The following is a 14,080-nucleotide window of genomic DNA, read 5'->3' as shown; positions in this document are numbered from 1 at the left end:
ATTTTTGGAAGATAAGAACTTACATCTATTGTTGTCGATTGTCCTGCTTCTACTTTTAATGGTTTTAAAATCTGAGTTTTGATTACGTTTCCATTTTCTAACACTTTTAAAACCGGAACATAACCTTCTAAAGATTTAACTGCCTGACGATTTTTAATTTCTAATTGATTTCCGTTTAAAGTTGAAATCGCAGGCTGATACACCCATTTATTCTCAAAAATCGAACCTTTTGGTTTTCCGTTAGAATCTACAATTCCTTTTGTATTGAAGTTTCCGTCATGGTATTTTTCGCCAAAATCTCCTCCGTGAGCAAAATAATTCTGACCTGATCTGGAATCAAATTTCACTAATCCTTGATCTTTAAATTCCCAAATACAACCTCCAATAACTCTTGGAAGCGAACGGAATTCATCCCATAATTCTTTTAAATTTCCAACTGAATTCCCCATTGCATGAGAATATTCAACAAAAATAATCGGACGTGTATCTTTCTTTTGATCTACTAAAAATTTTGGTGTGAAAACGCCTGGATAAAAACGGCTGACCATATCAACATACGAATCGTCCTGCGGATTTTCGAATCGGTAAGCATGATCGATTGTTTTTGGATATCTTGGATCAAGCGGATCAATATAGCCGTCTAATTTTGCATTCCCTTGTGCAGGTTCGTAATGTACGGGACGTGTAATATCGAAATCGTGAACCCAACCCGACATTGCAGAATGGTTTGGTCCTTTTCCGCCTTCGTTTCCTAAACTCCACATTACAACCGACGGATGGTTTTTATCTCTTTCTACCATTCTGATCATTCTTTCCATATAAGCGTTTGTCCAAAGCGGATCGTTGCTTAATTTACCGCCAATTCCATGTGTTTCCTGATTGGCTTCATCCATAATCATGATTCCATACTGATCGCATAATTCGTAGAAATAAGGATCGTTTGGATAATGGCTAGTACGTATAAAATTGAAATTGAACTTTTTAATCGTAGTAATATCTTGTTTGATATCTTCTCTCGTAACGGCTTTTCCTCTTGTTGGATGATGATCATGACGGTTTACGCCATAAACATACGTTTCTTTTCCGTTGATGAGCATTTTTCCATTCTCTTTCGAAAATTCAATCGAACGGAAACCTACTTTACAGCTTTTGGCTTCAGTAACATTGCCGTTTTTATCTTTTATCGAAATGACCATCGTGTATAAATTCGGTTCTTCTGAACTCCATTTTTTAGGATTTTTAATGGTTTCCTGAAAGAATCCTAAACGAACATTGTCCAGACGAGGATAACTTTCATTGATTAAATCGATTACAGGTCTTTGAAGCGGTTCTTTGAACATTGCCGTATTGTTGGCATCGTACAACTGAACATGCATCGTATAATCTTTGATTTTTGCTCCAGTCAAATTCTCCACTTTTGGACGCAGTTTAAAAATAGCGTCTTTGTATTCTTTGTCTAATTTCGTTTGAACAAAGAAATCCTGAATACGAAGTTTAGGCTCAGCCATAATGAAAACTTCACGTTGGATTCCGCTCATGCGCCAATGATCCTGATCTTCTAAATAAGAACCATCTGTCCAACGAATGACACGAACTGAAACTATATTTTCACCTACTTTTAAATAAGGTGTAATATCAAATTCTGATGGCAGAAAACTGTCTTCTCCATACCCTAAAAATTCTCCATTTAACCACACTTCAAAACCTGAACTTACGGCTCCGAAATGTAAAGTCACTGTCATATCTTTCCAGTTTTCAGGAACAGTAAAACTTCTTTGATAAGAACCTACTCCGTTATAATCTTTAGGAATATAAGGCGGATTTATTGGTCGAAACGGATAAACCGCACTTTTGTAAATCGGATTGTCATATCCTTTCATTTCCCAGTTGGAAGGAACTTCAATTTTATCCCAACCTGATACTTTGTTTTGATAAAAGTCTTTTGAAGCCTCTTTTAAATTTACAGCGTATTTGAAATCCCAATCGCCTGTTAGCATTTGCATTCGGCTTTTGGTTCTGTCGCCTTTTAATGCGTCTTCAACAGAAGTGTATGAATATGAAGTCGCTCTTGAAGGCTGTCTGTTGATGCTTGTTATCGTTGGATCTTCCCACGGAGCAAATTCGTATTTTTTATGCAACTCTGGAACTCCTGCTGGTTCTCCTGTTACGGATTGGGCGTGGGTTATACTTGCTGTTAAAAGTAAAATGTAAAATGAGAATACTGATTTTGGTATCGAAAATCGAAACCTTGAAAAGTTATTATTTTGGATTCGTTGAAACATTCTTTTATTTTTAGTATTTTTTGTCATTTCGAGGAACGAGAAATCGCACTAGAAATTCCGTAATTATAATCGACAATCTTTGTGGTTACGAGTGTGATTTCTCCTTTCAGTCGAAATGACAAACTTGGTCTTAATACTTAATTCTCTATACTTAATTCTTTTTCTTTTTCTCTGGCGGTGCCACAAAACTCAATTTGCTTTTCCCTAAATCCTTAGAAGTTGCAATGGCAATTCCTCTTTGTTCTGCTTTGTTAACGGCACAATAAAAATGATACACTACGCCATCATGTTTTACTACAAATGATTTATGTGCAAACAAATCATCGTATGGTTCAGATGATTTAACTAAGTCGTCACCTTTCCAGTCCGTCCAGTTTACTAAATCATTTGAAACTGCAAAACGATTAAATGCACCTTGATTCCAACCCGTCCAGAAAGCTCCAAAATAGAACATTACCCAAGTATCATTAATACGCTGAATATAAGCATCTCCCGAAATTCCTTTATGATGGTTGATTAAAGGTTTATTCCCATAACGCTCCCAGTGTTTCATATCATTTGAGACTGCCATAGCAATGCGTTCTGCACCTTTTGCAGGATTGATACTATCTCCACGGGCATTGTAATACATAATAAAATTGTGTCCTGTCAATTTATCTTTATCACGAATCACACTGTTTTTGTACATTGTACTATTATCCCACCATTTAGCATCTTTATCTTTTGGCGTTAAAACTGGATTTTCAAGTCTTTGAAATTCGTGTGGTTTTGTCGGCGCTTCTTTCGTATAAGCCATTCCGATTGATAGAACGCCCGCTTCGTAACCTTTGCTGTCTCCACCAAAATAACTCATCCAATATTTATCCTCGTATTTTTCCCATTCGTAACTGCCGCCCCAAGTCATGTCTTGCAACGAAATATATCCCGCTTTTTGGTTGACATCCCAGTGTTTTTCATTTTCTGAGAAAGACATTACTTTTCCTAGATATTTCCAGTCTAAAAGATTATCACTTTCTGCTAACCAAGTTTCGTAACCTCTTCCGTCGTAAATTAAATACGTCATGTACCATTTGCCGTCTTTTCTAAAAACGCTTGGACAATCCATTTTATAGGAGTTGTCTGTTGGAACCATCACCAGACCATATTTATAAGGCGTTTTGATTTCTTCGTAAATCTCCTGCATTACGCTGCCGGTAATTTCTCTTTTCTTGTATTTGGTTGCACAGCTGGTAATGGCAAGTGCTGAAATGGCTACGATTAGATATTTAATTTTCATTTTTACGTTTTTTTTGCCTTTTAGGCGCTATCCCGATAGCTATCGGGACTAAGTTTTTTTTATTTTTTGTTTCACGCAGATTTTGCAGATTTAAGCAGATTATTAATTGATTTTTATCTGCGTTAATCAGCCAAAATCTGCAAAATCTGCGTGAAATTATTTTTTCAATTCTTTTAAACGAGATTCCATTACGTCTTTATTCAGTTTTACTTTTACCATTCCTGTTGGATGAAATCTTCTTTTCAAATCGATTGCATTATAGACTATGGTGTAAACATCATTTCCTTCTGGGATTAGGCACAAAGGCGTTCTCATAATATCCCACCATTTATCTACTTTAGTTTCTATTGGAAGATAATGTGCTTCTTCCCAATTAACACCATCCGCTGATAATGAATACCCAATCATGTTCGGCAAATGATGACCCCAGCCGTCTGGACCTCCGTCGAAAATCGCGATATACAATCCGTTTGGTAATTGACTCACGATTGGATTTTCTACAAACTGCGGATGCATGGTTTTAATGGGTTCCAAACCTTTGTTCATTCTCAACCAAGGACCTTCTAAACTTTTAGATTCTGCTAAAGCCACAAACCAGCCTTTTCCTGATTTCTTCGGATAATCTGCCCAAGAATTAAACGGGTATGCTCCACTGTAAAAGCCGAAATATTTATCGCCTACTTTAAACGGAAAAAAAGAAGCCACACCCTGACGTCCTTCCCAAGGCTGAGAATCTAGTCCAGGTTCCATAATGATTCCCATATCTTTATACGGACCACCAATCCCGTTGATTCCTTCGACTGTTGATTCACAACGCCAGATTCTTCCGAATGAGTGATTTGGTTCTATTTCTTTACTTACAGTATACGCCAAATAATAGCCGTACCATTTGTTTGCTTTTTCATTAAAAACAGGCATATAAGACCAAATTGCAGCGCGACGATCGTTCATTGGGTTATCGTCTTCGGTTACTGCGTAAGTTCCGCTTGCTTGATAGATTGTTGATTCTCTTTTCCAATGAATAGCATCTTTACTTGTCCAATGTCCTATTTTGGTTTTTACACGATCATAATAATAATCAACACCTTTTTCTCCTGCCCTTTCTGTTGGAAACATATGATACGTATCGCTGACTTTTACCACGCGTCCACCTTCAAAACCTCCCTGAATTCCTTCTGTTCCAGACATTCCTTCATCAATAACGGGTTTGTTTTCTCCACCAATAACTTCAAAAAGTGGTTTTTCATCTGAGAATCCTTCTACGATAAAAGTTGGATTCCACAATTTTCCGTCTGGTAATTCCGCGTTTCTTGATTTTAGATTTTCGGAAACTTTTACAACTCCTAAAATGGCAAATAAACCTTTTCCTTGCGGATTTATAGTTTGTGTTCCTTTTGAAAAAGAAAGTGCATAAACATTTACTGGAGGTAATCCTGTAATCGTAACTCCATTTTCTAAAACCAATTTAGCATCTTTGAAATTTTCAAGCTGACGATAATCTGCATTTTTATCTTGAAAAACGCCTATTAAAACCGTAACGGGTTCTTTAAATTTTAGTTGTAACGGAGCATTTGTTCCATTTTTGTATTTATCTAAAGGAAGTTCAATTCCTGTTAAACCTTGCAATTCTGGGGCTAAACGAACAATATTGTGTTTGCTTCCTGAAAAAACGTGTGCGTATTGCGTGGTTTTGAAAGTTTTGTAATTTGATTTTACGATTTCAAATGAAGCTGGTTTCCATGCGTCTTGCGCTGTTACTGAAAGTTGTAAGCAGATTGAAAACAATGCTAGGAAAGCAGTTTTTAATTTGAAATTGTTTTTTGTGTTTTTTGAAAACATTGGTTTTTTATTTTTTGAGTTTTTTTGTCATTCCGACGAAGGAGGAATCACACTAGGAATTCCGCAACAATCGTCTACAATCTTTGTGGTTACGAGTGTGATTTCTCGTTCCTCGAAATGACAAACTAGACTTTACAAACTAAGAAGTAACTGCTAATTACTAAGAACTTATATAGCTTTATAGCTCACGATATACTCCACATTTGGTTTTACAATCAACTGATATTTGTTTTTTGCTAATTCTGTAATGGTGCCAGAGTTTGTTTTTGGTTTGCTTGCACTTTTGAAAATTAATTTTCCTTCTCCCTCACCTGCTTTCACTTTAATTTCTTTGGTACTGCAATACACAGCAACTTCTCCATTTGGTGTTGGCACTTTTCCTTCCATCCATTTTAAACCTCCTAAATTTGGTTTGATTTCATATTCTGAGTATCCTGGAGCGGTTGGTTTTACACCCAAATAATATTTTCCTAATAAATAAATCGGACTAGCTCCCCAAGCGTGACAAAGGCTTTTCCCGTAAGGACGACCGTACATTTCTAAATGATCTTTCCCACTTTGTTTGGGATCGTATTTTTCCCAGAATGATGTTGCGCCGAGATTTAACATTCCGCCCCAATAATCGCGAATTTCATTTAAAACAAATTTCTGTTCGTCCATGGCGCACAAAGCTTCCAACTCATAAAAACGCATATATGGCGTTGTAATTTGAAGAACATCTTTATTCAGTAATACTTTATTTTTTACACTTTGTTTTTGTTCTTCCGTAAAATAATTGAAGAAAATACCGAACATATTAGCATATCTGGTTACAATATTTTGCATTTTACCGTCGATACGCTGGTGTTTCATCACGTTTTCTTTTTTATCCCAAAAGACATTAAATAAGTTGGTTTTTAAATCAGCTGCTAATTTTTGATATTCTTTTTGGTCTTCATTTTTACCAGCGATTTCAGCACTAACCGCCATAGCTTCTAAACTTCTTGCTAAAAGCATTTGCTCAAAACTAACTTCGCCAGTTTTTGGTAATCCGTCAGCCCAATCAATGAAAACCCAGTCGCCTTCTAATGGCTCTAGGAATCCGTTTTTATTTCTTCTTTCTAAACAGAAATCCATCAATGATTTCATTCTTGGATAATAGGTTTTGATGAATTTCGTATCTCCCGTATGCAAGTAGTAATCGTAAACGCCTACAAACCAATACAACGAATAATCCATTATAATATTTACGTGAGCCGTTACAGGATCTTTTCCGCGAAGAGCCGACATTGTTCGTTCTACAGAAGGCGAATCAAAGAATAAATAATAATTCATTAAATAACTTTGGTACGCATCACCAGACCAAACCCAGCGATCACGTTTGATTCCATCAATAAAAAATTCACGAGAGGTTAAATGCATCGTGTAAGCCGACACATCCCAAATTTTATTCAGTAATTGATCTGAAGATTTGAATGCACCACGATAGTCTAAAGGCAAATATTCATAAAGCATTGAAATCGAATCGTATTTTACTCCTGCATCTGCTTGCACTTGAACATAGCGAAATGCTTTTGATCCATCGTGCGTATAAGTTTCAGATTGTTTTCCATCAAAAGATAAATGATCTAAGGTTTCACATTTAGCAGAATCTAAAGCTTCTTCACGAGATTCACCATAATAAAGCGCTAATTTGCCTTTTCCTTTTAAACCGTGAATTTTGATGTAACCAAAAGTTTCTTTTCCGAAATCTACTAATTGGCCAGATCCTATTTTTTCTGTTTTCTTAGCACTTAAAGGTTTTGTTGTTAATTTAAATTCCGAAGGTTTATTTTCTGCCGAATCAAAATTCCAAGAACCAACAGGAACCCATGGCGTACCAGATTGCTGTGCTTTTCCGGCTTCGTCAATCCAAAGTTTGTCTTCGTTGGTTACTTTCCAAGAGGCATCTGATTTAATATATTGACCAGAAATATAAATAGCTGGCAATACTTCCTGATTGTATACTTTAAAGGAGATTTTATGTTTTCCAGCGGGAACTGTAATTGATTTTGGCTGTCCGTAAATTTGAACGCCGTCTAAAAGTAATTGAAAAGGTCCTTCAGAGAAGATTTTCACTTCGTCTAGTTTTGGAATGTCTACTTCGGTTTGAAAAGTTACCAAAGCATACGGACTGTAATATTGCCAAAGTGGTGGAAATACGGCTTCACGTTCTGTACGTCTAACCTGCATTTTATTGCTCAACCAAATTTCAAAATCGCCTGGATACCAGATCCATGTCGCTTCTTTTGATTTCTCTTGAGCAGTCAAGGAAACGGAAGGACAGAAAATAATAAGAACCAATAAAAGTTTAAAAATGGAACAGCGGTTTAGCATAGTAAGTTTATTTTGGGACTAAAGATAAGTGTTATCTTTACATTTCACAACCTGTACTATCCTGCTAATTCATAAAAATTCAAACTATTTGATAATTTTTTAAGGGAAAAATTATCAGTTATCACTTTTTTAGTATTAAAAAAAAATGATGTTAGAATTTTATGGAACGCGGATGAGATGGATTCGCTATCGCGAAGACGCGGATGAAAACGGATTTTTTCTTTTTTTACTCTTTTTTGTGATTCCTGTAAAGCTTGGAATTTGGATATAGTTTTGTCATTTCGACTGAAAGGAGAAATCACACGCGGGGTTACGCAACGTATGTCGCTAATCTTTGTAGAATTACTAGTGTGATTTCTCCTTCGTCGAAATGACAATGATTGTGTTTATTCTAGATAAAACTAAAAAAATCCGTGTCAATCCGCGTCTTAGCGATAGCGAATCCGTTTTATCCGTGTTCCAAATTTAGGCAAATAATTTAAGCAATCATTTTATCAGATTCATTTTCATCTTCCAAAATATAATTAGAAGGTGTCGTGCCCAAATGTTTCTTAAACATAAAAATGAAAGCACTAGCCGTTTCGTAACCTAAATCTAAAGCGATTTCTTTAATGGATTGTTTTTCGCCCAATCTTTTAATGGCTTCGATTAATTTCATTCTTGTGCGCCAATCGCTGAAATTCATTCCTAATTCTTTGATGAATAAACGAGATAAGGTTCTGCTGCTCATAAAAGAAAGTTCGGCATAATAATCTATTGTTTGTTTGCTTGAAACATCACTCATTAAAAGTTCTACTACTTTCTGCAACCTTTCATCATTTGTAGTTGGTAAAAAAGTAGCACTTGGCATTATTAAAGCCAATTCATCTAAGAAGACTGCGATGATTCTTCGTTGAGAATCTGTTAAGTTTCCATCTGTTCCAAAAGAAATGATTTTGAAAACCAATTGTTTCAAAAACATCGGAATATCAAATGAAAAACTCTTTTCTGGCAATCCTCCAGTTGCAGAAGGGTCAATAAAAACGCTGTAGTAATTAACGTCTTTCTGAAAAGTTACCTGATGTTCAACTCCGCCCGGAAGCCACAAACCCTGAAGCGGATTCACTACCCAGATATTATTTCCCACAACAACATTCATAACACCGCGTGTTGCATAAATCAATTGGCCTCTCGGATGCGAATGAGAAATACACTCTTCGTTGGTTACCTTTTCGGTATAACCTATAACTGGGATCGAGGAATCAACTTGATATCCAAAATTCGTTGCCATTCTATATGTCCGATATTGACTATTCATTGTCCAAATATAGCAATTTTGACATTCTAATTTATTTCAATTTTGTAAAAAAATAATACAGCTGTTATTTTTAGAATTACCATTAACCTAAATACAACTCATGGAAACCGTTAAAGTACAACCAGAAGTAATTAAAAAAACCACGTATTCGATACTTTTTATCATCAGCTTTTCGCATTTAATTAATGATCTTTTGCAAGCTGTTGTTCCTTCAATTTATCCACTTATTAAAGACAATTTCGGACTGAGTTTTACTCAAATCGGAATTATCACTTTTACTTACCAAATCGTAGCTTCAATCCTGCAGCCTTTTGTGGGAATGTATACCGATAAAAATTCTAAACCTTATTCGCTGATAATCGGAATGTGTTTTACAATGATTGGACTTTTCTTAGTTTCAATTGCTACAAATTTCGCTTTCTTATTAATGTCCGTAAGTTTAATCGGAATTGGATCTTCGATTTTTCATCCTGAATCTTCTCGTGTAGCGCATTTGGCTTCAGGAGGTAAAAAAGGATTGGCGCAGTCTATCTTTCAATTAGGAGGAAATGCCGGAAGCGCTATCGGACCTTTATTAGCTGCTTTTATCATCATTCCGCACGGACAAAGTTATGTAGCTTGGTTTTGTATTATTGCTTTAATTGGAATTTTTGCTTTGTATAAAATTGCCATTTGGTATACAGATCATTTATCTGAAAGGAATGCCAATAAATCAGCAATGAAAATTGAAACACACCATTTATCTAAAAACCGTGTAATCGTTTCATTAGTTATTTTATTGATTTTGATTTTCTCTAAATACTTCTACATGAGCAGTATTACGAGTTATTATACTTTCTTTTTAATAGATAAATTTCATATTTCGATTCAGCAGTCACAAATTTATTTATTCTTGTTCTCGGGTGCTGTTGCAGCTGGAACATTGATTGGCGGACCAATTGGAGACCGTTACGGAAGAAAATATGTAATCTGGGTTTCTATTTTAGGTGTTGCTCCGTTTACATTGATGTTGCCTTACGTTTCTTTATTCTGGGTTGGAACTTTATCTGTAATTATCGGATTGATTCTTTCTTCTGCTTTCTCTGCAATCTTGGTTTATGCAACCGAATTAATGCCTGGAAAAGTTGGTTTAGTAGCTGGTCTTTTCTTCGGATTTGCTTTCGGAATGGGCGGTTTAGGTTCTGCTGTTTTAGGAAAAATCGCCGATGCAACGAGTATAGAATATGTATTTAAGATTTGTGCATTCCTGCCTTTGATTGGTATTATTACTGGGTTCTTGCCAAATATTGAAGGGAGAAAAAAAGTTGAGAAATAATTTAATCTCGCAATCCCGATAGTTATCGGGATTGCGAGCAATTTTCAACGTAAAAAAAATTTTTTCTTTATATAAAAAACACACATAATTCTGATTGAGAATTATGTGTGTTTTTTATTTATGAGTACATGAAAACATAGCCAGTGGTTTCAACCACTGGAACGCAAAGCATATAACATTACGTTTATCAAAATACGTTTCCCGTGGTTGAAACCACGGGCTATGTTTGAAATAGATGGTTTTTATTTTGTTTCAGTTTCATTATTGGTTGTAATAATGATTTTATTTTGCTGATGTTCAATCGTAACGAAATTCCCATAATTGAAACCGATTTTCTGAAGCCATTTTCCGCAAAGGCGTATTTCTGGAAATATAACGTATTGATGATAAGATCTTGCGATATGTCTTGGTTGTATTTTTAATCGTCTTTTCGCTGATTGTTTCATTACATTTCGATTATTAATATGTAAAATTATAGGAACAATATTACAAATTATAATAATACAATCAAAGATAATCAACATGAAATAGCAATATAAAATTCTTAATATTTGATTTTCAAGTCTTTAAATTTTTACGATATTTGCAGGAGAATTCATAAAAAAACATAGTGTCTAAAGTTAACTTAAATAGAATAAAAGTAATCTTAGTTGAGAACAATAGAAGCGGAAAGGATTTAGCGAAACATCTAGGTAAAACTGAATCTACTGTTTCGCGTTGGTGTACTAATGAAATTCAACCTTCAATTGAAACACTTTATGAGATTTCTAAATATTTGAAGGTTGATATTCGGGAGTTGTTGGTTTCGACTGGAAATAAATCATAAAAAAACGCTTTCTTATTAGGAAAGCGTTTTTTATGATTTAAAAGAAAGGATTAAGAAAAAACTAAATCATCACTTGTTAGTTTTATTTTTGGTTTGCCTAATTTTATTACAGCTTCCTGAACTTTAGTCTGATCTTCTTTTGAAAGAAAGGCAGGAATCAAAACAGCTATTTCTATTTTTAATAATCGATTTATAACTATTAAATCTCTTAAAGTAAAGGGTTTTATGCCATTCATGAGTTCAGACATATAAGTTTTACTTTTATGCCCCAGAATCAAACCCAAATTTTCCTGAGTTAATTCAAGCTCTTTAAGTTGTTTTCTTATTATTTTTTTTCTGTTTTCTAAAAACAATCTTTCCAATTCTGCAATACGTTCAGATTTTTCACTTTCTAAAAGCTTCTTATCTGTAATTTTATCTGCATCACTCCATTCAGAATTTTCATACTTCTCAATTATGTCACGCAATTTAAATCTCAAGTTTTTAAAATGAAGATCATCCTTTGCCAAAAGTCTTAATTTCCTGTCTGCAATAAGAGCTCTTTCATAATCTAATTCATTTGTGATTATGCCTTTATCTATTATTTTCTCTATATCAAAATCTGTTTTCATTATTCTATATAGCTATTTTTTCTTAACCATTTTTCAATAGTTGTTTTGTTGTTTTTAAATGTTGCCTCATATTCTTGATGCGTTCCCGCCCACACAATTGTAGCTTCTCCATCATCATCAAATTCGATTAATATAAGTGTCCTGTGGATATTAATATTAAAGAAATAAAAACCGTCATTATGTACACAATCTGCATCGTTTCTAATCTCATTAATAGAATCCTGATTAGGATTAAACTTTTCTAAATCAGCAATTAGTTTGTCAATTTCATCGCATAATTTTTTATTGCCAATGTTTTTCTTTTTAATTTTTAAAATCGTCTTTTTCCCAATAATCCTCATAATACCAACTTAGCAAAGATAATTAAAAGTTCTTATATAAACCGAACTTATAAATTATAGTTCATTTTAAATCTATTCAAATTTTACTGCAAGATTCCTATTTTTCTTAAATTCAAAAAAGTCATCTCTAAGAGCAAACTTACAATTTTATCTCAATTTTTAACAGGTATTTACTTTCTTTTTAGAATTATCGTATTGTTTCTGATTTTTTTAAAAAGCATAAAAAAACGCTTCCTTTTATCAAAGAAGCGTTTTTAAATTATAACAGTTTAAACAAAATTTAATTCCCATTAAAAACCAAATACAAAGCCAAAATCACAAATCCTAGCAAACCAAACAAAAGCTTCACCTTTTTACTAGTTTTAGGAATATCCGTTTCATCTGAAACATTAATCACAGGATTTTTATCGGTTAAAGAAATAATAACTGCTGCAATTAAAAGCACAGCAAAAATGTAAAACGAAATCAATAAAAAGTGAGGCCAGACTGGATATTTATCGGCAGGGAAAATCCATAAATATAAAACCCCAACAAACAAACTAAAAGCAGAACCCCAAGAAAGTGTTGCATTTACGGCTTTTTTAGTGGTACGTTTCCAGAAAACACTCAAAAGGAAAACAACAGATAACGAAGGAGCCAAGAAACCTAAAACCGCCTGAAAAATGTTGAATAGATTTTGTCCTTTAATATTATCAATCGCAACGGCAATCAAAATCGCAAATATGCAACCTGCTGCAATCGTTAAACGACCAATTCTAATTTGATCTTGAATCGTCGCTGTTGGATTGATTTTCTTTACATAAATATCATTCGTAAAAACGGTACTCAAAGCATTCAGTGAAGAACCAATTGTTCCCACCAAAACCGCAATCATCACGCAGATTACCAAACCATTCATGCCGCTTGGGAAAAGATTCGTAACCATGGTCATATAAGCTAAATCGGAGTTGCTTCCTAATTCTGGATATAGCGCATAACATAAAATTCCAGGTAAAATAAATAACGGAAGCGCCATCACTTTCAACCATCCAATAAAGTTCACTCCCAATTGTCCTTGTTCTAAGTTTTTAGCTCCTAAAACACTCTGCACCATCGATTGATCGGTACAGAAAAAAGCAACAGCTGCAACTGGATATCCTAATAAAATAGCTGGCCAAGGATAATGAGAATCATCTGAAGGACGAACTAAATTCCAAAAGTTTGATGGTGTTTTAGCAATTAAAACATCGATTCCACCCAGTTTTTGCAAACCTAAAAAAGAAAGCGTCAGCGAAACGACAATCAATAAAATCATCTGAAAAACATTCACTTTTGCAATTGCTTTTAATCCTCCTGCAAAAGTAAAAATTCCAGAAAAAATCACTAAAACAGTAACGCTCTGCCACATCGGAATTCCCAAAATCTGACGCACTAAAACGCCTCCGCTGAATAATCCTAAAGACAACCAGCTTACCAAGATTTTTACCAAAGCGTACCAAGCTAAAATGTTTTGAGTACTGTCGCCGTAGCGTTTTCCCATATATTCGGGCATAGTGCTTACTTTACTTGCAATATATCTTGGCGCAAAAACCATTGCCAAAAGCAATAAGAAAACAAAAGCGTACCATTCGAAATTTCCTGCAACAATTCCAGTTGCATAACCAATACTCGCAAAGGCCAATAAAGATGAAGGCCCAACATTGGTTCCCCACATATTAAATCCGATGCTGTACCAGTTTAATGAATTTCCGGCCAGAAAAAGCGTTTCGTTTTTCTTTCTCTGTTTCATACTTACCACATATCCAATGACCAATAAAGCCACTAAATAACCCGCAACAATTACAAAATCTAGCGTGGTTAATTTATCATAGATACTGTTCATAGTCCGTATTCGTTAAGAATATCGGCGATTTTAACCGGCATTCCAGTTTGTAGAGATTTGTCCATTGCTTGTAATAA

At 34.6% G+C, this 14,080-nt stretch carries 11 protein-coding genes; 2 read left to right on the top strand and 9 right to left on the bottom strand.

Annotated elements, in window-relative coordinates; all coding sequences use genetic code 11:
* The 5 genes from B3J44_RS21395 to B3J44_RS21375 form a co-directional block, all read right to left on the bottom strand.
* Window positions 1–2,282, bottom strand: a 2,282-nt coding sequence (locus tag B3J44_RS21395) for a glycoside hydrolase family 2 TIM barrel-domain containing protein (RefSeq protein WP_286971320.1), incomplete at its 3' end; no start/stop codon positions are given.
* Between the two features lie 151 nt (window positions 2,283–2,433).
* Window positions 2,434–3,558, bottom strand: coding sequence for a glycosylase (locus B3J44_RS21390; RefSeq protein WP_286971318.1), 1,125 nt, complete (start codon window positions 3,556–3,558; stop codon window positions 2,434–2,436).
* A gap of 156 nt (window positions 3,559–3,714) precedes the next feature.
* Entirely contained in the window at window positions 3,715–5,397 is a 1,683-nt protein-coding gene (locus B3J44_RS21385) for a hypothetical protein (protein WP_286971317.1), read from the bottom strand.
* Window positions 5,398–5,565: 168 nt separating this feature from the next.
* Window positions 5,566–7,752: an alpha-rhamnosidase gene (locus B3J44_RS21380; protein ID WP_286971315.1), complete on the bottom strand. Its 2,187-nt coding sequence runs from the start codon at window positions 7,750–7,752 to the stop codon at window positions 5,566–5,568.
* 478 nt (window positions 7,753–8,230) lie between these two features.
* On the bottom strand, window positions 8,231–9,022 hold the full coding sequence (locus B3J44_RS21375) for an AraC family transcriptional regulator (RefSeq protein WP_286971313.1): 792 nt from the start codon (window positions 9,020–9,022) through the stop codon (window positions 8,231–8,233).
* 127 nt (window positions 9,023–9,149) lie between these two features.
* On the opposite strand from B3J44_RS21375, the gene B3J44_RS21370 reads away from it, so the two are divergent.
* Entirely contained in the window at window positions 9,150–10,364 is a 1,215-nt protein-coding gene (locus B3J44_RS21370) for an MFS transporter (RefSeq protein ID WP_286971311.1), read from the top strand.
* A gap of 242 nt (window positions 10,365–10,606) precedes the next feature.
* On the opposite strand, the gene B3J44_RS21365 is transcribed toward B3J44_RS21370, so the two are convergent.
* Window positions 10,607–10,810, bottom strand: a complete 204-nt coding sequence (locus tag B3J44_RS21365; protein ID WP_286971310.1) for a SymE family type I addiction module toxin — start codon at window positions 10,808–10,810, stop codon at window positions 10,607–10,609.
* A gap of 164 nt (window positions 10,811–10,974) precedes the next feature.
* On the opposite strand from B3J44_RS21365, the gene B3J44_RS21360 reads away from it, so the two are divergent.
* The gene (locus B3J44_RS21360; protein ID WP_286971309.1) at window positions 10,975–11,190 is read left to right on the top strand and encodes a helix-turn-helix transcriptional regulator; all 216 of its coding nucleotides are present in this window, start codon (window positions 10,975–10,977) and stop codon (window positions 11,188–11,190) included.
* Between the two features lie 50 nt (window positions 11,191–11,240).
* On the opposite strand, the gene B3J44_RS21355 is transcribed toward B3J44_RS21360, so the two are convergent.
* From B3J44_RS21355 to B3J44_RS21345, 3 genes are all read right to left on the bottom strand, one after another.
* A complete protein-coding gene (locus tag B3J44_RS21355; RefSeq protein ID WP_286971308.1) occupies window positions 11,241–11,801 on the bottom strand; it encodes a transcriptional regulator in 561 nt (186 codons plus the stop codon).
* Complete coding sequence (locus tag B3J44_RS21350) at window positions 11,801–12,142, bottom strand: type II toxin-antitoxin system HigB family toxin (RefSeq protein WP_286971306.1); 342 nt, start codon at window positions 12,140–12,142, stop codon at window positions 11,801–11,803. The genes B3J44_RS21355 and B3J44_RS21350 overlap by 1 nt, the downstream gene beginning before the upstream one ends.
* A gap of 280 nt (window positions 12,143–12,422) precedes the next feature.
* Entirely contained in the window at window positions 12,423–14,003 is a 1,581-nt protein-coding gene (locus B3J44_RS21345; protein WP_286971304.1) for a sodium:solute symporter, read from the bottom strand.
* Window positions 14,004–14,080: the final 77 nt, after the last annotated feature.

This window comes from Flavobacterium sp. UBA4854 (genome assembly GCF_002399805.1).
In the GTDB taxonomy this organism is placed as follows: Bacteria; Bacteroidota; Bacteroidia; order Flavobacteriales; family Flavobacteriaceae; genus Flavobacterium; species Flavobacterium ginsengisoli.
Note: the sequence above shows the minus strand (reverse complement) of the source record. Positions and strands in the feature narration are given on the sequence as shown.

Coding starts and splice junctions, on each gene's coding strand:
- B3J44_RS21390 (WP_286971318.1), bottom strand. CDS start 3,558: ATGAAAATTAAATATCTAATCGTAGCCATTTCAGCACTTGCCATTACC.
- B3J44_RS21385 (WP_286971317.1), bottom strand. CDS start 5,397: ATGTTTTCAAAAAACACAAAAAACAATTTCAAATTAAAAACTGCTTTC.
- B3J44_RS21380 (WP_286971315.1), bottom strand. CDS start 7,752: ATGCTAAACCGCTGTTCCATTTTTAAACTTTTATTGGTTCTTATTATT.
- B3J44_RS21375 (WP_286971313.1), bottom strand. CDS start 9,022: ATGGCAACGAATTTTGGATATCAAGTTGATTCCTCGATCCCAGTTATA.
- B3J44_RS21370 (WP_286971311.1), top strand. CDS start 9,150: ATGGAAACCGTTAAAGTACAACCAGAAGTAATTAAAAAAACCACGTAT.
- B3J44_RS21365 (WP_286971310.1), bottom strand. CDS start 10,810: ATGAAACAATCAGCGAAAAGACGATTAAAAATACAACCAAGACATATC.
- B3J44_RS21355 (WP_286971308.1), bottom strand. CDS start 11,801: ATGAAAACAGATTTTGATATAGAGAAAATAATAGATAAAGGCATAATC.
- B3J44_RS21350 (WP_286971306.1), bottom strand. CDS start 12,142: ATGAGGATTATTGGGAAAAAGACGATTTTAAAAATTAAAAAGAAAAAC.
- B3J44_RS21345 (WP_286971304.1), bottom strand. CDS start 14,003: ATGAACAGTATCTATGATAAATTAACCACGCTAGATTTTGTAATTGTT.